Here is a 17,925-nt window from a genome sequence, read left to right as displayed (position 1 = left end):
CTACCCATCGCGCTCCGCCGCTCCGGCGTCACACCAATTGAAGCGGCTCCGCGTTCGGCTTCAGCCGACCGGAGCCGATCTCGGTGGCGTAGTGGCAGGCCACCCGGTGTCCTGGCTTCAGCTCGGTGAGCACCGGACGTTCGGTGTCGCAGCGCGTTTCCTGCCGCCACGGGCATCGGGTGTGGAAGCGGCAGCCGGTCGGCGGGTTCGCCGGCGACGGCAGGTCGCCGGTCAGGATGATCCGCTCCCTGGTGTCCTCCAGCACCGGATCCGGCACCGGCACCGCCGACATCAGCGCCCGGGTGTACGGGTGCAGCGGCTCGGCATAGACATCCGCCGACGGCGCCTCCTCCACCAGCGCGCCCAGATACATCACCCCGACCCGATCCGAGATGTGCCGGACGACGGCGAGATCGTGGGCGATCACGATGTACGTCAGACCCCGTTCCTGCTGTAGGTCCTCCATCAGGTTGATCACCTGCGCCTGCACCGAGACGTCAAGCGCCGAAACAGGTTCGTCGGCAACGATCAGCTCGGGACCGACCGTCAGCGCCCTGGCGATGCCGATCCGCTGTCGCTGCCCACCGGAGAACTCGTGCGGGTACTTGCGCAAAGCCGTGGCCGGCAGCCCGACCGACGACAGCAGTTCCCGCAGCTCGCGGTTCGTCTCGATCTTGCCCTTCGTCAGCCCGTGCGCCTTCATCCCCTCCAGCAGCAGCGATTCGACGCTCTGCCGCGGGTCCAGCGACCCCAATGGGTCCTGGAAGACCATCTGCATCCGGCGCCGGGTCCGGCGCAGTTCCTCGCCGGCCAGCCCGGCCACGTCGACCCCGTCGAAGATCACCTGGCCGGCCGTCGGCTCCTCCAGCCGGAGGATACCGCGCCCGAGAGTGCTCTTGCCGCAACCGGATTCGCCGACCAGCCCGTAGGTCTCGCCTCGCCGAACCGCCAGCGACACCCCGTCGACGGCATAGACGTAGCCGACGGTCTTGTCGAACACCACCCCGCGTTTGATCGGGAAGTGCACCTTCAGGTCGTTGACCTCCAGCAGGACGTCGGCGGCGTCGGCGGTGGCCGCGGACAGCGCCGCGGCCGAGGCGCGGCCGCCGGCCACCTCGTCCTCGGTCGGCGCGTCGGTCTCGGCCAGCCCTTCGACGTGCAGCTGCTCGATCCGCTCGGTGAGCTCCGCAGGCTCGGGTCGCGGCTGCTCGGGTTCCCCGGCGGCGAACAAGTCGTCCTGTGTCACAACGCTTCTCCTGCAGAATCGACCGGAGCGGAACCGCCCGTGGCGCCGACGCCGGCGCCGTCCGGCAGTACCGGGTTGAAGCACCGCAGCTGGTGCCCGTGTCCCAACGGCGCCGCGGTCAGTTCCGGCGAGGCCGACCGACAGCGATCGACCTCGTTGCCGCAGCGCGGCGCGAAGGCACAGGCGCTGGTCCACGGGATGTTGTCGGACACCGAGCCCTGCACCGGGTGCAGCCGCTCGCCGGCCGGCGCGTCCAGCCTCGGGATGGAGGCCAGCAGGCCATGGGTGTACGGGTGTTGTGGGGTGGCGAACAACTCGTGCCGGTTGGCCCGCTCGACGATCCGGCCGCCGTACAACACGTTCACCTCGTCGCACAGGCCCGCCACCACGCCGAGGTCGTGGGTGATCATGATCAGCGCGGTCCCGTTCTCCCGGACCAGAGTGCCCAGCAATTGCAGGATCTGCGCCTGGATGGTGACGTCCAGCGCCGTTGTCGGTTCGTCGGCGATCAGCAGTCGCGGCCGGCAGGCCACCGCCATCGCGATCAGCGCCCGCTGGCGCATCCCGCCGGACAGCTGATGCGGGTACTCCTTCAGTCGGCGGTCCGGATCCGGGATCCCCACCTGGTCCAGCAGGTCCCTGGCCTCGGCCCTGGCCGCGGACTGCTTCATCCCGCGGTGGCGCTGCAGCACCTCGGTGACCTGCAGGCCGATGGAGATCACCGGGTTCAGGCTGGACAGCGGGTCCTGGAAGATCATCGCCAGGTCCCGGCCGCGCCGGTCCCGCATGTCGCGGATCGGCAGCCGCAGTAGGTCGGTGCCGTCGAACGACACCCGACCGGTCACCCGGTTCCCGCGCGGCATCAGCAATCGCATGATCGCCAGGCTGGTGACGGATTTCCCGCATCCGGACTCACCGACCAACCCGACCGTCTGGCCGGGGTCGACATCGAAGCTGACCCCGTCGACCGCCCGGAACGGTTCGAGTCCGCGCCGGCGGAACTCGACCCCTAGATCCTCGACTTCGAGCAAAGGCATGACGTCACCGCCGATTCTTCGGATCGAGGGCTTCCCGGAGCGACTCGCCGAGCAGGGTGAAACCGAGCGCGACGACGATGATGCAGCCGGCCGGCCAGAATGCCAGGTGCGGGTAAGAGTCGATCTTCTGCTGGGCCTCGCCGAGCATCTGTCCCCATTCCGGGACCTTCACGCTCTGCGAGCCGAGACCGAGGAACGACAGCGCCGCCGCATCGATGATCGAGATCGCCACCACCAGTGTGGCCTGCACGATCACCGGCGACAGCGAGTTCGGCAGCATGTGTCGGAAGACGATCGGTGCCCGCTTCACCCCCAGGGCCCGCGCGGCCAGCACGTGGTCGGACTCCCGCTGCGCCAACATCTGTCCCCGGAGCAATCGGGCGAACACCGGGATCTGCACCACCGAGACGGCGATGATCACGCTGGTCTGACTGGGGTTGGCGAACAATGCCGCGATCGAGATGGCCAGCAGCAGGCTGGGAATCGACAGCAGCACGTCCACCAGCCGCATCACCACGGTGTCCACCTTGCCGCCGAACGCGCCGGCCAGGGTGCCGAGAATCAGCCCACCGGTGAAGCCGATCAGCGTCGCGAACACGCCGACCAGCAGGGTCTGCCGACTGCCGATCACCAACCGGGAGAACAGGTCACGGCCGAGCTGGTCGCCGCCGAGCGGGAACCCGGGCTGCGGCGGCGCCAGCTGGTTGCGGGCCAGCCTGGTCTGGCTGCGCAGCAACAATTCTCCGGGATCGTGCGGAGCGATCACGTCGGCGAAGATCGCGATCAGCACGAACACCGAGATGATCACCGCGCCGATCCAGAACACCGGGCTCACCCGGAGCCGACGCCAGGCGTCGGCCAGGATCGACCCGCCGGAGCTTTCGACGTCGGTGGGATCGACCACCGCGGTCGCCGACGACGCAGCCAGCTGGTCGATCCGCTCCTTCTTCTTCGTCAGTCCAACCATGGTTTCCTCACCGGGTCCTGATCCGCGGATCGATCAACGCGTAGGAGAGATCCACCACCAGATTGACCAGCGTGTAGGTGGCCGCCGACGCCAGTACCAGCACCTGCAGAACCGCGAAATCCCTGAGCTGGAAGGCAATGGCGGTGGCCTGGCCGAGGCCTGGGTAGGCGAACACCGTCTCGGTGAGGACTGCTCCGGCCAGCAGCGCGCCGACCTGCAACCCGGTGACGGTGACCACCGGAAGCATCGCGTTCCGCAGGATGTGCCGGCGCCGGATCACCTGGGTGGTCAGCCCCTTGGCCTCCGCCGTGCGCACGTAGTCCTCGTTCTGCACGTCGATAACCGACGATCTGGTGATCCGGAAGATCACCGCAAACGGGATGGTGCCCAACGCGATCGACGGCAGTATCAGGTGCCGGAAGGCATCCCAGGACGCGTCCCATTCCCGGGTGATCAGGCCGTCGAGGACGAAGAATCCGGTGACCCGGGTGGCCGGCTGGGCCAGATCGGTCGACTGCCGGCCGCTGTCCGGCAGCCAGCCGAGTTTGACGGCGAACACGAACTTGAGCAGATAGGCCAGAAAGAACACCGGGATCGCGATGCCAACCAGCGAGCTGATGATGCCCAGGTTGTCGAAGATCCCACCCTTGCGGCGGGCGGCGAAATAGCCGAGCGGGATCCCCAGCACGATGGCGAAGATCAGCGCCCCGATGGTGAGTTCGATGGTGGCCGGCAGGCGGTGCAGGAAGACCTCGATCGCCGGGGTACCCGGTTCGACCCCGGAGGAATAGCCGAAGTTTCCGGTGAACACCCGGCCCATGTACTTGAAATACTGGACCCAGATCGGCTGGTCCATGCCCAACGCGTGCCGCATCGCCACCCGTTGATCCGGCGTACAGCGTTCGCCACAGATCGCACTGTCCGGGCCACCCGGTAGCGACCGCAACCACAGGAACAGCAGCAGCGACAGCACGAACATCACGACAACGAGTTGGATCAGTCGCCGGACGATATAGCGGAGCACGTCACGAACTCCTCACTCGACTATCGGGGTCCGAACCTCGGATCACGGCCTTGAACCTGACGGCGAAACCAGAGGGACCCTAGGCGAATTTCCGACCTCAGCGCCAACCCGACACACCACCGACGCACCAGCGGCGAGCACCGACATGCGGTGCTCGCCGCTGTACGTGCGTACTACTTCTGCCCGATGACGGCGTGTGCGTAGTCCTCGTCGGTCAACGGGGATGCCACCACACCGGTGACGTTCTTGGCCAGCACCAGTGCGGGCGGAGAACTCGAAATCGGGATGTCCGGCAGGTATTCGGACGCCAACTTCTTGTTCAGCTCCACGTACATGGCGTTGCGCTTGGCGGTGTCCGGCTCGGCATCCGCCGCCGCCACCTCACTGGCCAGGGTCTTGCCCCATGGCTGCGAGCCGGTGTCGAACCGGTTCTCCGGGTTGTTCAGCGCGAGGCTGCCACCGAGGAAATTGTCCGGCGTGTTGTAGTCGCCGGTCCAGCCGAGGAAGAACAGGTCAGGCTTGTTGGCCTCGACACCGTCGAGGTAGCCGCCGTTCCACGGCTTGGAGGTGACATTCAACTTGATGCCGACGGCCTGCAGGTCCGCGGAGAACGCGGTGAAGACGCTCTTCGGGTCCGGCATGTACGGCCGCGAGACCTCGGTGGGCCACCAGAAGTTCAGCGTCAGGTTGGTCTGTCCGGCCTCGGTGAGCAACTGCTTCGCCTTGTCCGGGTTGTAGTCGTACGGCTCGACGTCCTTGGTCCAGCCGTCGACCGTGTCCGGGTAGTTGTTGAGCGCGACGGTCGCGCCCTCCGGCAGCTGTGACGCAACGAAGTCCTTGCGGTTCAACGCATAAGCGATCGCCTGGCGTACCTTCAGATCCTTCAGCGCCGGGTTGTTCTTCATGTCGATACCCAGGTACAGGATGTTGAAGGCCGGCCGGATCAGCAGGTTGTAGTCGGCCTTCAGGCTGTCCCAGTCGGCCGGGTTCGGCAGGTCGTAGCCGTCGATGGTGCCGGCCTGCAGCGCCTGCTTGCGCGCCGTCTCGTCCGGGATCACCTTGAACAGGATCTTGGAGACGGTGGCCTTGTCACCCCAGTAGCCGTCGTACCGATCGAGCTCGATGACGCCGTTCGTCTTGTCGTACTTGCCGAACTGCATCGGACCGGTCCCGGTCGGGTGCTCCATGGCGTACGCCGGGTAGGTGAACGCCTCGCCGGAGGCCTGCACGTTGTTCGCGTCGTACTTTTTCAGCGCGGTCGGCGACTGGATGGAGAACGACGGAAGGCCCAGCAGCGCCGGGAACTTCGAGGTGTACGCGGAGATCTTGACCACCGCGGTGTCGCCGTCGGCGGTGCACGACTTGTACAGCGAGGGAACGTCCTTGCCGGCGTCGTCCTTCTGGCCCTTGAAGCCGCCCATGTTGTCGGCCCAGTACTGCGCCTGGGTCGCGCCGGCGCCGGTCTGCGAGTACATCCGGTCGAGGTTGTAGCAGACCGCGGCCGCATCGAGCTTCGTGCCGTCGTGGAAGGTCACGCCCTGGCGGATCTTGAAGTTCCAGGTGAGACCGTCTGCGGAATTGGTCCAGGACTCCGCCAGCTTGGGCTCGACGTCGGCGGTCCCCGGCTTGAAGCCGACCAGGCCCTCCATCATCTGCCGCACCGGGCGGAACGACTCGCCATCGGTGGCGTACAGCGGGTCGAACATCGACGGCGCTCCGGCGGCGCCGAAGGTGAGGGTGGCGTTCGTGTCACCGGCGGCCGCCGGTGCCGACGACGCCGATCCCGATCCCGGCGCCGAACCCGATCCGGTGTCGCTGGCGGGCGCGGATGTGTCCGCCGCGCCGGTCGACGCACCTGGTGCGCTGGCGCTGGATGGCGCCGACGACGAATTGTCGCTCCGATCGGAGCTTGCACATGCGGCAAGAGACACCGCCACTGTGGCGGCCAGTCCGGCCACCATCAGCCTTTGACGACGCACTGTCATTCAACCTCCAAGGTGAAGCCGGTGATGCGGGTCACGTTGCACCGGCGGAACCCTCGAACGGTAGAGCGTGCCTTCACCGGTCGCCTACCCCTGTCACCCGATCGTTACGATGCCTACGAGAGCCAGCACGGGTCGCCACCGCAGCCCGTTATCCCAGTTCCCGCAGCGAGGAGCCTCCCGTGTCGACCACCGATCCCAACGCAGCAACCGCCGTCACCGTCGGTGAGGCCGACGCCGCCTGGCCCGGCCTGGACGCTCCGCTGGAGCAGGCCGACCCGCAGGTCGCGGGGTTGATCGCCGACGAGTTGCACCGTCAGCAGTCCACCCTGGAGATGATCGCGTCGGAGAACTTCGCCCCGGTCGCCTCCATGCAGGCGCAGGGCAGCGTGCTCACCAACAAGTACGCCGAGGGCTACCCGGGCCGCCGCTACTACGGCGGCTGCGAGTTCGTCGACCAGATCGAGACGCTCGCCATCGAGCGGGTCAAGGGTCTGTTCGGCGCCGGTTTCGCGAACGTGCAGCCGCATTCCGGCGCGCAGGCCAACGCCGCCGCCATGCAGGCGCTGATCAAACCGGGCGACACCATCCTCGGACTGTCGCTGGCGCACGGCGGGCACCTCACACACGGCATGCGGATCAACTTCTCCGGGCTGCTCTACAACGTGGTGGCCTATGAGGTGTCGAAGGAGGACTACCGAGTCGACATGGACGCGGTGGCCAAACTCGCCCGCGAGCACGCGCCGAAGCTGATCATCGCCGGCTGGTCCGCCTATCCGCGGCAGCTCGATTTCGCCCGCTTCCGGGAGATCGCCGACGAGGTCGGCGCCTACCTGCTGGTGGACATGGCGCACTTCGCCGGGCTGGTGGCCACCGGGCTGCATCCGTCACCGGTCCCGCACGCCCACGTCACCACCACCACCACGCACAAGACCCTCGGCGGACCCCGCGGCGGGGTGATCCTGACCAACGAGGCGGACCTGGCCAAGAAGATCAACTCGGCGGTGTTCCCCGGTCAGCAGGGCGGGCCGCTCGAGCACGTGATCGCCGGCAAGGCGGTGGCGTTCAAGATGGCGGCCGACCCCGCGTTCAAGGAGCGGCTGGAGCGCACGGTGAACGGCGCGAAAGCGCTGGCCGAGCGGCTGACCGCCGACGACGTCACCGCCGCCGGGGTGACCGTGCTGACCGGCGGCACCGACGTGCACCTGGTGCTGGTCGACCTGCGCGACTCCGAACTGGACGGCAAGCAGGGCGAGGACCGGCTGCACTCGATCGGCATCACCGTCAACCGCAACGCGGTGCCGTTCGACCCGCGCCCGCCGATGGTGACTTCCGGGTTGCGGATCGGCACCCCGGCACTGGCCACCCGCGGGCTGGACGCCGCGGCGTTCGCCGAGGTCGCCGACGTCATCGCCACCGCGTTGACCGCACCGTCCGGCGAGCTGGATGCCGCCCTGGCCGAGTCGCTGCGGGCCCGCGTCAGCGCCGTCGCCGCCCGTTTCCCCCTCTACCCGACCCTCTGACCCGGCGCTTATCAACATCGCATGCGCTTGCGAAGTTGACGACTCGCTTCACTCCCGTCCCAAAACGCGCAGGTTCGCAAGCGCCGGACGGGACAAGGACGGACCGGCTCGGATGACGCCGCAACTTTCGTCCGATCCTTACGGTGGACGAGTGACTACCCCGTCCGGCCCGGTCGAGCACCCGATCGACCCGGTCGTGCGGCGGCAGGTGCTGGCCACTTTGGATGACGTCGAGCGCGAGCACGACGTTCGAATCGTGTTCGCCTGCGAGTCCGGCAGCCGCGGCTGGGGTTTCGCCTCCCCCGACAGCGACTACGACGTGCGGTTCATCTTCGTCCACCGACTGGACTGGTACCTGTCGGTCGACCGGCTCCGGAACGTCATCGAGCTGCCGATCAACGACGTCTACGACGTGAACGGCTGGGATCTGCGGAAGACACTCGGGCTCTTGAAGCGGGGCAACGCGACGGTCATGGAGTGGCTCAACTCGCCCGTCGTGTACCGCGCCGATCAGCAGTTCGTCACCGAGATACGCGAAGTGGCGCAACAGGTTCACCGACCCGAGCGCTCTTTTTACCACTACAGCCACATGGGGCGACGGCACAGCAGAGCGGTGCTGGACGTCGATCAGGTGAAGCTGAAGAAATACCTATATGCGCTCCGTTCACTGCTTTCGGCCCGCTGGGTGGCGCTCGGCATGGGACCGGCTCCGATGCGGTTCACCGAGTTGGTGGACGCCCTGGTCGCCGACCAAGCGCTGCGCGCCGAGATCGGTGCCCTGCTGATCCGCAAGCGGCGTGCCGGCGAGGTCGAACGGATCGTCCCGCTGCCGATCATCGATGACTTCATTCGCAGCGAGATCCACCGCCAGGAACAGCTGTTCGTGCCAGCCACGCCCATCGACACGGCACCGCTGGACCAGTTGCTGGGCGGCACGGTCCGGCGGTTGGACCGAACGATCGGCTCGCAGCCGGGCCCCCGGTAGCGCGGGCATCCGGCGCTTGCGAACGTGACGACTCGCGTCACTCCCGTCCCAGAACGTGCACGTTCACACGCGCATGCGATGTTGATAAGCGGCGTCAGGGGGTAACTGGCGCTTGGAGGAGATGACGCCGGTGTCGAAGCCGGCCAGATGCAGGCCGCCGTGGAAGCGGGCGTGTTCGATCTTGATGCACCGGTCCATCACCACGTTCAGGCCAGCGGCCTCGGCCCTGCGAGCCACCTCCTCGTGCCACAGCCCCAGCTGCAGCCACAGGGTCGGGGCGCCGATCGCCAGGGTCTCGTCGAGCACCTCGGGCAGGTCGTCGTGCTTGCGGAACGCGTCGACGATGTCCGGCACCTCGGGCAGCGCGGCCAGCGACGGATAGACCGGTTGCCCGAGGATCTCGGTCAGCCTGGGGTTGACGAAGTACACCCGGTACGGGCTGGACGAGAGCAGGTAGGTGGCCACGAAATACGAGGCCCTGGACGGCTTGTCGGACGCACCGACGATGGCGACCGACCTGGCTTCCCGCAGGGTGTCCCGGCGCCGGCCGGCAGTCGGCCCGATCCAACTGCGTGGTCGCGCATTCGATGCGCTCATGCGACGTCTCCCCGTTCCGCACCGGCCGCCGTCAGCGCCTGGTCGAGGTCCCAGATGATGTCCTCGAGATCCTCGATTCCGACCGAGATCCGGATCAGATCCTCTGGCACGCCGGCACTTTCCAACTGCTCGGGACTGAGCTGACGGTGCGTGGTCGAGCCGGGGTGCAGCACCAGCGTGCGCACGTCGCCGATGTTCGCCAGGTGCGAGCACAGCTGCAGCGCCTCGATGAACCGTTGCCCGGCAACGCGTCCGCCACGAACCCCGAAGGAGAACACCGCCCCAGGTCCGGTGGGCAGGTAGCGCGCGGCCCGCTCGAAATGCGGGTGTGACGGCAACCCCGCATAGTTCACGTAGGAGATCCGCGGGTCGGCGGCCAGCCAGTCGGCGACCCCGCGCGCGTTGGCCAGATGCGCATCCATTCGCTGCGGCAGGGTCTCTACCCCTTGCAGCAGAAGGAATGCCGACTGTGGAGAAAGGGCCGGTCCGATGTCCCTGAGCTGCTCGCTGCGCAGCTTGGTGAGGAAGCCGTACTCGCCGAAATTATCCCACCAGCGGATCCCGCCGTACGACGGCACCGGCTCTGTGAGACTCGGGAACTTGCCGTTGCTCCAGTCGAAACGACCGGATTCCACCACCACCCCACCGAGCGTCGTACCGTGACCACCGAGGAACTTCGTTGCCGAGTGAATCACGATGTCCGCGCCGTACTCGATGGGACGCAACAGATACGGCGTGGTGAGGGTCGAATCGACGACCAGCGGTATGCCGGCCGCATGGGCGACATCGGCCAATGCGGAGATCTCGGCAATGTCGCCTGACGGATTGGCGATCACCTCGACGTACAGTGCCTTGGTGGCCTCGGTGATCGCCGCCGCATAATCGGCCGGGTCGGTCCCGGGGACGAAGGTGGTGTCCACCCCGAACCGCCGCAGGGTGACGTCGAGCTGGGTGACGGTGCCGCCGTACAACTGGGCAGCGGCTACCAGGTGGTCGCCCGCGCCGGCCAGTGCCGCGAAGGTGACGAACTCCGCGCTCATCCCGGAGGCGGTGGCGACCGCGCCGATGCCACCTTCCAGCGACGCAATGCGCTCCTCGAAGGCCGCCACCGTCGGGTTGCCGATCCGGGAATAAATGTTGCCGTACTTCTGCAGGGCGAACAGGTTGGCGGCGTCGTCGGTGTCGTTGAACACGAACGAGGTCGACTGGTAGATCGGCACCGCCCTGGCCCCCGTGGTGGCGTCCGGCGTACCTCCGGCGTGCAGGGCCCTGGTCCGGAACCCGAAGGATCGATCACTCATCGACCCAGTGTAGGAACCGGACGAATCCACCCGGCATCACGCCCGCCGAATTCCCAGAATCCGGGAGGTGCGTGCACTTCCCGGGACAGTGCGCTATCGTCGTCAGCGATATCCATCAAGACCGGCAGAGGGACAGGCCCGATGAAGCCGGGGCAGCCTCCTGTGGAGCAATCCGCAGGAAAGGTGCCAAATCCTGCGGCATGCGGAGTCGGTGACGGCCCCGGAGTGTCGGAAGATGGAATGCGGTCGACGGCCCACCGGGTCGCCACCGTAGGGCCGTTTCCCGGACGTGTCGCAGGCGTTGGCTGCCTGACGATCCTGGGAAGGGCACGACAAATGACCGAGATCTCCCGCCTCACCCGCGGTATCCGCACCGGCATCGATACCGACACCTCTCAGGGCGCCATCGTCCCGCCGCTCTACCTGTCCAGCAACTACAGCTTTGCCGGCTTCGGCGAGCCGCGGAAGTACGACTACACCCGCAGCGGCAACCCCACCAGGGATGTGCTGGCCGAAGCGCTGGCCACCCTCGAGGGCGGCGTCGGCGGTGTCATCACCTCGACCGGGATGAGCGCGATCACCTTGTGTGTCAACGCATTGCTCTGTCCGGGCGATACGATCGTCATCCCCCATGACTGTTACGGCGGCACCTGGCGGCTGTTCGATACGCTGGCCGCGCGGGGTCACTTCTCCATCGTCACCGTCGATTTCGGTGACCAGCAAGCGGTGACGACGGCGCTGGCCGCCGCACCGAAGGTTGTCTGGCTGGAGACCCCGTCGAATCCGCTGCTGCGGATCACCGACATCGCCGCGGTGACCGGCGCCGCCCACGCGGCCGGCGCCCTGGTGGTCGCCGACAACACCTTCCTGTCGCCGATCCTGCAGCGCCCCTTCGACTTCGGGGTCGACCTGGTCGTGCACTCGACTACCAAGTACATCAACGGGCACAGCGACGTGGTCGGCGGTGCGGTGATCGCCAGGACGGACGAACTGCAGGAGCAGATCAGCTGGTGGTCCAACGTGCTCGGGCTGACCGGCAGCCCGTTCGACAGCTATCTCACCGTGCGCGGGCTGCGCACCCTGCACACCCGCATCCGGGCGCACCAGGAGAACACCACCGCCGTGGTCGAGGCCATCGCCTCCCACCCCGCGGTGTCCACCGTCTACTACCCAGGCCTGGCCGGCCATCCCGGTCACGAACTTGCCGCCCGGCAGCAGGACGGCTTCGGCGCCATGTTCAGCGTCGAGCTGGCCGGCGGCGAAACCGCGGTGCGTGCCTTCCTCGACGGACTGCGCTGCTTCAGCCTGGCCGAGTCGCTGGGCGGCACCGAGAGCCTGATCGCCCACCCGGCGACGATGACCCATGCCTCGATGAGTGCGGAGGCGCGCGCGGTGGCCGGAATCAACGACGGCCTGCTGCGGATCTCGGTCGGCATCGAACTGGCGGACGATCTGGTCGCCGACTTCCTGGATGCGTTGGACCGGGCGCACGAGGCGACCCGCCCGCATTGGTCCGAGCCGACTGTCAGGGACTGTGATCTGGTGGCGGCCGGCTGATCGGTTGTTCTACGCCATCGGGCGAACGCCGAGCTTGCGATCGCCGCCTCGAAGCCAGCAATTCGCCCATTTGGTGGATTCGAGTGGACAAGGCGAGGACTAGCGTCCCAGTCTGTTCATCCCGAAGTTGTTGGGGGGTGGGCCGCTCAATCGATCAAATGCTCAACTAAAAGGGTATCTCGTGACCGGTAGAACGAAGTCAAAGGATTCAGCAGGACATCATCCTCGCTGGTGGATCGGCACGATGGCACTCTTGGCCATTGTGCCGACCGTGGCGATGGCGAGCCCAGCATCGGCGTCGGCCGTTCGACTCACCACAGAGATGCACGTCATCGGGTTCGACGCATCGGTTGCGACCACTCACGGCTACCAGCTGATATTTGACGCGCGCGGGAAGGCCGTGGCTAGCGTTCCTAGAACAGGTGTCGGTCCGCGAAATGTGATTGAGGGCAGTTGCGGCGAGTCGTACCTCTGGATCACACCAACCGGCCAGCCGTTGGTTGGGCAGGTCGCTACCGGCTTTTCCGTCGTCGACGCGACGGTCGAATGGGATTGGCGTGCCTATTTCAGCGATCCGTACGGATCGAGCACCCAGCATTGGACTGGCGGCGCCTCTTCCGGTGAGGTAGACCGTTATTTCGCCTACGGCGAAGGCGGGCACGGCACTGTTCACGGCCAGGTAGCTACGACTAGTTTCGCCATTCTCGCCGATGGGCGGATATGTTCGAGCGGCGGCCCCTCTGACGACCAGTATCTGTAGAAGCCCACGGCTCTCCGATGTCGATCCGAAGTTCGGGTGCCGATTGGTCGATCGAAGAGAGTGTCGATGCCCCGCTCATCACCGCGCTCTACGGGCGAGACGCACTCGGAATCGAACGCCAGCCGACAGAACCACCGCTGTTGAGCCCGCCCGTCCCGCGGTCGGAAGAACCGAGCGGTCCCGGCATGTACCGCGACACATGGACCGGCCTGATCCGAGCGCTGCTGCGTGGAGCCGGTACTCCGAGTCTGACCGGAACGCAGCAAGCAGCACTCGTGGCCTTTCGTCCACAAGCTGATGAGTGGGTAGTCACGGGCAAGCAAATACTGCGGACTCACAGCCTCGGTCGCAGCAGGGTGACCCCCGGGACGATTCTGCGAGATGGCTTGTCCGGGATGGTATTGCCACGAGCAGTAGCGGTGCGGGTCGACATCGTGCCCAGCGCTCAGGATTGGCACAGTGTCCTCGATCAAAGGGTCGTGATCACGACGGCGGGCCTCGACAGTCAGGACGAGCTACGAACAGCTATGGGGGCAGTCATCCAGCAGATCAAGAACGGCGGCGCTGGATCCTGGAACCGATGACCTCGCACCCGGGTCACGAACTGGCCGAGGACCTGGTCGCCGACTTCCTGGATGCGTTGGACCGGGCGCACGAGGCGACCCGCCCGCATTGGTCCGAGCCGACCGTCCGGGACTGTGATCTGGTGGCGGCCGGCTGATTTGCCGGTCGCTGTCCCCCGCCGAGACGGTTGACCCGAAGCTGGGTCAGCCGTCTCGGTCCATTCTGCGGGCGCCGAGTTCGGTCGCCAGCAGGTCAACGGCGGCCTGTTCGGGGTCGACCGGCGGCGACGAGCTGACGATGTCCGGATCGCCGTAGTCGTCGGGCATGTCGTCGTACTCGTCGTCCGGCGGCGGCTCCGGAAGGTCGGAACGGTTGTCCGGCCGGGGTTCCCCGGCACGTCGGTCGGCCGTTGCCCGCGAAGATCCGCCGGAGTCCGGCGCCGGCCGGTCGACCGGCTCGGGCCGCCGCTGCTGTGGTCGGGCCGGTGCCTGCCGGCCGGGCACTTCGGCGGCGGCCGGTTCTCCAGTCACGCGCCTGGTCGCCGGCGGCGCCCCGACCGGGTCGCCGGCGGTGCACTTGATGGTCCAGTCGACGCCCAGCACCTCGTTCAGCGCGGCCCGCAGCAGGTCGGCGTTCGCCGCTTCGACGACCCGCTTCGCCATCCCGGAATGCGGCATCGACAGGTGCAGGGAACCACCGTCGACAGCGATCACCGAGGCACTTTCCAACAGGATCTGGGTGGTCCGGCGGCGCCGTTGCACGGCAGCCAATACCTCGGACCACACCTTGCGGACGTCGGTGACGTCGATATCGGTGCCCCGACGGGCCGTTGCGGTCGCGGGGGCCGGCCGTTCCGCGGGTTCCGGGGATGACGTGGGTGGCGTCGGTGTCCGTTGGACTTGCGCGGCCGCCGCTGGTTCGCTCGGGACCGGTTGCCGGCCGGGCGGCCGAGCGTCTGGGGCCGGATCCGCGGGTCGTTCCGGTGCTGGCACCGGCACCGGCTCCGGCGCGGGCGCTGCGGCCGGCTCCGGCGCTGTCGCCGGTTGGGACGGTGCCGGACGATGTGACCGCAGCGTGGGCGGCTGCGGCAGGCCCAACGTTGAAGCCGGTGCCGGTGGCGCGGTCGATGTCGGTGGCGCGGTCGGTGGCGCAGTCGGCGTCGGTGCCGCGATCGGTGCCGGTTCGTCGCCGCCGGCAGGCTCGGGGGTCGGGGGTCGCTCGGGGGTCGGGGCAGACTCCGGGAGCGCGCCGGACTCCGCGACCGGGGCCGGTTCGGCGACCTGAGCCGGCTCGCCGACGGGCGCCGGCCCGCCGACCGCAGCCGGCCCGCCGACCGCAGCCGGCCCGCCGACCGGTGCCGGGCCGGGCTCGGCGACCTGGGACCGACGGCTGAACTGACGACCGGCGGCCGCCGGCTCGCGGCCGGCGCGGTCCGCGTCCGCTTCCCCGCCGGCGGCGTCCCCGGGATCGTCGCCGGACGGCGAGGGACGGCCGGCGATGGACAGCCGCCGCTCCATCCGTTCCAGCCGCTGCAGCATGGCGCCGTCCTCGGTGGAGGCGGCCGGCAACAGCATCCGAGCACACATCAGCTCAAGCACCAGCCGCGGCGCGGTGGTGCCGCGCATGTCGACCAGGCCGGCGTGCACCACCTCGGCCAGCCGACTCAGGGTGGCCGGACCGAGTCGGTCGGCCTCGGCGACCATCGACTCGAGCTCGTCGTCGGGCACGTCGATCAGGCCCTTGTCGGCGGCATCCGGCACGGCTCCGAGGATCATCAGGTCACGCAGCCGCTGCAGCAGGTCGGCGGCGAACCGGCGCGGGTCGTGCCCGGCCTCCACCACCTTGTCCACCGCGCCGAACACCGAGCCGCCGTCGCCGGCCGCCAAGGCGTCGACCATCTCGTCCAGCAGCGCGGCATCCGTCACCCCCAGGAGGGCGACGGCGCTGGCATAGGTGACCCCCTCCGGGCCGGCCCCGGCCAGCAACTGGTCCAGCACCGACAGCGAGTCGCGAGCGGAGCCGCCGCCGGCCCTGATCACCAGCGGGTACACCGCCGGGTCGACCGTGACCCCCTCCTCCGCGCAGAGCTTCTCCAGCAGCGCGCGCAGGGTGGCCGGCGGAATCAGCCGGAACGGATAGTGGTGGGTCCGCGAGCGGATGGTGGTGAGCACCTTCTCCGGCTCGGTGGTGGCGAAGATGAAGACCAGGTGCTCCGGCGGCTCCTCGACGATCTTGAGCAGTGCGTTGAAGCCCTGCGGCGAGACCATGTGCGCCTCGTCGATGATGAACACCCGGTAGCGCGATTCGGACGGCATGTAGAACGCGCGGTCCCGCAGCTCACGGGTGTCGTCGACGCCGCCGTGGCTGGCCGCGTCCAACTCCACCACGTCCAGCGAACCGGGCCCCTCCGGCGCCAGCGCGACGCAACTGTTGCACTCGCCGCACGGATCCGGCGTCGGACCCTTTTCGCAGTTCAGACTGCGGGCCAGGATCCGCGCGCTGGAGGTCTTCCCACAGCCGCGCGGCCCGGAGAACAGGTAGGCGTGATTGATCCGGCCGGCGGCCAGCGCCGTGCGCAACGGCTCGGTGACGTGCTCCTGCCCCACCACCTCGGCAAAGGTCGCCGGTCGATACTTGCGATAGAGAGCCAGGGCCACCCGGCGAGACTACGTGGACGCACCGACAGCGGGCCAGCGCCGGTCGGCGGGTAGCGACGCCGGTAGCCCGAACGCGGCGAACCGATCGGTCAGATCCAGGCAGGTCGTCATTCTGGAGATCCGCCCGTCCACCAGCTCGACCAGCAGCAGCGCGAACGGCCGGAGGACGCCGCCGTCGGGGGCGTACTGCCCGAACGCGGGTCCACCGTTCGCCCCGGTCGGGACCAGCCGGTGGCCGACGCAGCCGTCGGTCTCGGCGAACGCCCTCGTCACATCCGTAATACCGGACATCCAGAACGCCACCGGCGGCATCGCGCTGATCACGTCGGCGTGGAGCAACGCGGCGAGCTTCGCGACGTCGTGCCGTTCGAAGGCGCTGACGAAGTCCGCCAGCACCCCGACCGTCCACCGCTGCGGTCGGTTCGTCGGTTCGAACATCCCCGGAGCCGGATCCGAGCACCCGCCGGGCCCGCTGCAGCGCCGAGTGCACCGCCGCCGCGCCGGTACCGAGCATCGCGCCGGTCTCAGCGGCGCTGAAGCCGTACACGTCACGCAGCACGAGTGCCGCCCGCTGTCGCGGCGACAGCCGTTGCAGCGCAGCGACAAAGGCCAGTCGAACGGTCTCGCGCTGCTGCGCGATGTCCGCCGGATCGCCGGTGTCGGGCAAGGGCGTGATCCAGCTCCCGGCGGGCAGCACGGCGCCGATCGGGTCGCCCGGCCGGCTGGGTTCGACCAGTTCTGTCGGCAACTCCCGCCGCCGGGCGGCCCGCAGCAGATCCAGGCAGTGCCGGGTGGCGATCGCGAAGGCCCAGGTACGCACACTTGCCCGGGCCGGATCGTAGGTGTCCCGCGCCCGCCACACCCGCAGCAGTGCCTCCTGTGCGGCATCCTCGGCCGCAGCCCCGTCGCCGAGCATCCGGTAGCAGCACCGAACCAGGTCCGGTCGGACCTCGGCGATGGTGGCCTCGTCGATGGTGGCCTCGTCGATCACCCTGCCATTGTCCCCTGGAGTTGAGGAACGGGCCGGCGTCCGGTCACGATCAGCACGATGTCGCGGGCGGGCAGTCGCACCGTCTGCCCGGTTCCCACCGTGAGGTCCGCATCTTCGGCGACCAGCTGGAGCCCGGTCAGATCGACGCCGAAAAAGGCGTACGACGCCGGGTCGCCACCGGCCACCGCTGCCGCCAGCACCTGCGGTTCCGGGGCCGGCAGGCCAAGTGGCACGGTGATATCCAGCCCGTGGATCACCTCGTGAGCCAGCGCACCCTGCTGATTCCCTGGCCCCGGCGTCCACCGACTCGCTACCCGGAGCTGTTGGGTGGCAAGCAGTTCCGCGTCGGAGAACCGCTCGGCATCGGACCGTGCCGTTCGATCGCAGGCCAGGTTGATGTCGCCGTCGGCCTGCTCGACCGCGGCCAGGAACTGCTCGTAGGTCTGGGTCGCGGTGGCGTTGATGTGCGCCACCACTTCGCGAATCCGCCATCGGTCACACAGGCTGGCTGCCGACCAGTCGGCCGGGTCGAGGTCGCGGAGCAGGTCGGCGTGTCGTTGGCGCTCGGCCACCGTCTGGCGGTACAGCTCCTCGGTGTATTCGGTGTCTGCCATGAGTCTGTCCCTGTTCGCTCGGGTTCGGTGCCGGGCGTGGGTTCACCCGTCACCGATACCTACGAACGGCAGGCCGCGAATTCGTCGCGCGCCCCTTCCCGATTTTCGTGGGTGGGCAGT

General features: G+C 68.1%; 17 protein-coding genes, 1 pseudogene and 1 riboswitch. Of the genes and pseudogenes, 7 read left to right on the top strand and 11 right to left on the bottom strand.

Annotated elements, in window-relative coordinates; all coding sequences use genetic code 11:
- Positions 1–28: 28 nt before the first annotated feature.
- From K340_RS29950 to K340_RS0113610, 5 genes are all read right to left on the bottom strand, one after another.
- Positions 29–1,084, bottom strand: coding sequence for an ABC transporter ATP-binding protein (locus K340_RS29950; protein ID WP_037364716.1), 1,056 nt, complete (start codon positions 1,082–1,084; stop codon positions 29–31).
- A gap of 158 nt (positions 1,085–1,242) precedes the next feature.
- Positions 1,243–2,283, bottom strand: a complete 1,041-nt coding sequence (locus tag K340_RS0113625) for an ABC transporter ATP-binding protein (protein WP_029137126.1) — start codon at positions 2,281–2,283, stop codon at positions 1,243–1,245.
- 4 nt (positions 2,284–2,287) lie between these two features.
- The gene (locus tag K340_RS0113620) at positions 2,288–3,250 is read right to left on the bottom strand and encodes an ABC transporter permease (protein ID WP_029137125.1); all 963 of its coding nucleotides are present in this window, start codon (positions 3,248–3,250) and stop codon (positions 2,288–2,290) included.
- Between the two features lie 7 nt (positions 3,251–3,257).
- On the bottom strand, positions 3,258–4,274 hold the full coding sequence (locus K340_RS0113615; RefSeq protein WP_029137124.1) for an ABC transporter permease: 1,017 nt from the start codon (positions 4,272–4,274) through the stop codon (positions 3,258–3,260).
- Positions 4,275–4,447: 173 nt separating this feature from the next.
- Positions 4,448–5,980, bottom strand: a complete 1,533-nt coding sequence (locus K340_RS0113610; RefSeq protein WP_245599555.1) for an ABC transporter substrate-binding protein — start codon at positions 5,978–5,980, stop codon at positions 4,448–4,450.
- Here K340_RS0113610 and K340_RS37025 point away from each other — a divergent pair.
- From K340_RS37025 to K340_RS0113600, 3 genes are all read left to right on the top strand, one after another.
- Positions 5,958–6,245 (top strand): hypothetical protein, encoded by a 288-nt coding sequence (locus tag K340_RS37025; RefSeq protein WP_245599554.1) that lies wholly within the window; start codon positions 5,958–5,960, stop codon positions 6,243–6,245. The two genes, K340_RS0113610 and K340_RS37025, sit on opposite strands and share 23 nt — an antisense overlap.
- 262 nt (positions 6,246–6,507) lie before the next feature.
- A complete protein-coding gene (glyA, locus tag K340_RS0113605; protein WP_029137122.1) occupies positions 6,508–7,779 on the top strand; it encodes a serine hydroxymethyltransferase in 1,272 nt (423 codons plus the stop codon).
- Between the two features lie 151 nt (positions 7,780–7,930).
- Positions 7,931–8,764: a nucleotidyltransferase domain-containing protein gene (locus K340_RS0113600; RefSeq protein WP_029137121.1), complete on the top strand. Its 834-nt coding sequence runs from the start codon at positions 7,931–7,933 to the stop codon at positions 8,762–8,764.
- A 63-nt stretch (positions 8,765–8,827) separates the two neighbouring features.
- Here K340_RS0113600 and K340_RS29945 read toward each other — a convergent pair whose 3' ends face one another.
- Positions 8,828–9,361: a CoA-binding protein gene (locus K340_RS29945; RefSeq protein ID WP_051266237.1), complete on the bottom strand. Its 534-nt coding sequence runs from the start codon at positions 9,359–9,361 to the stop codon at positions 8,828–8,830.
- Entirely contained in the window at positions 9,358–10,662 is a 1,305-nt protein-coding gene (locus K340_RS0113590) for an O-acetylhomoserine aminocarboxypropyltransferase/cysteine synthase family protein (RefSeq protein ID WP_029137120.1), read from the bottom strand. Before K340_RS0113590 ends, K340_RS29945 begins: the two co-directional genes overlap by 4 nt.
- Before the next feature lie 109 nt (positions 10,663–10,771).
- A riboswitch (SAM riboswitch) is annotated at positions 10,772–10,904 on the top strand.
- 94 nt (positions 10,905–10,998) lie between these two features.
- Here K340_RS0113590 and metB point away from each other — a divergent pair.
- The 4 genes from metB to K340_RS35910 all read left to right on the top strand — a co-directional run bounded on the left by metB (position 10,999) and on the right by K340_RS35910 (position 13,700).
- The gene (gene metB / locus K340_RS29940) at positions 10,999–12,219 is read left to right on the top strand and encodes a cystathionine gamma-synthase (protein WP_051266234.1); all 1,221 of its coding nucleotides are present in this window, start codon (positions 10,999–11,001) and stop codon (positions 12,217–12,219) included.
- Positions 12,220–12,463: 244 nt separating this feature from the next.
- Complete coding sequence (locus tag K340_RS0113580; protein WP_029137119.1) at positions 12,464–12,979, top strand: hypothetical protein; 516 nt, start codon at positions 12,464–12,466, stop codon at positions 12,977–12,979.
- 17 nt (positions 12,980–12,996) lie between these two features.
- Positions 12,997–13,563, top strand: a complete 567-nt coding sequence (locus K340_RS35915) for a hypothetical protein (protein WP_154674254.1) — start codon at positions 12,997–12,999, stop codon at positions 13,561–13,563.
- Complete coding sequence (locus K340_RS35910; protein WP_154674253.1) at positions 13,560–13,700, top strand: hypothetical protein; 141 nt, start codon at positions 13,560–13,562, stop codon at positions 13,698–13,700. The genes K340_RS35915 and K340_RS35910 overlap by 4 nt, the downstream gene beginning before the upstream one ends.
- A 46-nt stretch (positions 13,701–13,746) precedes the next feature.
- Here the strand turns inward: K340_RS35910 and K340_RS0113570 are convergent, their stop codons facing one another.
- From K340_RS0113570 to K340_RS0113560, 4 genes and pseudogenes are all read right to left on the bottom strand, one after another.
- Positions 13,747–16,200: a DNA polymerase III subunit gamma and tau gene (locus K340_RS0113570; RefSeq protein ID WP_029137118.1), complete on the bottom strand. Its 2,454-nt coding sequence runs from the start codon at positions 16,198–16,200 to the stop codon at positions 13,747–13,749.
- 9 nt (positions 16,201–16,209) lie between these two features.
- Complete coding sequence (locus K340_RS36690; protein WP_051266231.1) at positions 16,210–16,638, bottom strand: sigma-70 family RNA polymerase sigma factor family protein; 429 nt, start codon at positions 16,636–16,638, stop codon at positions 16,210–16,212.
- Between the two features lie 76 nt (positions 16,639–16,714).
- A pseudogene (locus K340_RS37535) lies at positions 16,715–17,116 on the bottom strand (sigma-70 family RNA polymerase sigma factor); the annotation flags it as partial.
- Positions 17,117–17,187: 71 nt separating this feature from the next.
- Positions 17,188–17,805 (bottom strand): maleylpyruvate isomerase family mycothiol-dependent enzyme, encoded by a 618-nt coding sequence (locus K340_RS0113560; RefSeq protein ID WP_029137117.1) that lies wholly within the window; start codon positions 17,803–17,805, stop codon positions 17,188–17,190.
- Positions 17,806–17,925 lie beyond the last annotated feature (120 nt).

The organism is Nakamurella lactea DSM 19367 (genome assembly GCF_000426645.1).
GTDB classification, from domain to species: domain Bacteria; phylum Actinomycetota; class Actinomycetes; order Mycobacteriales; family Nakamurellaceae; genus Nakamurella; species Nakamurella lactea.
Note: the sequence above shows the minus strand (reverse complement) of the source record. Positions and strands in the feature narration are given on the sequence as shown.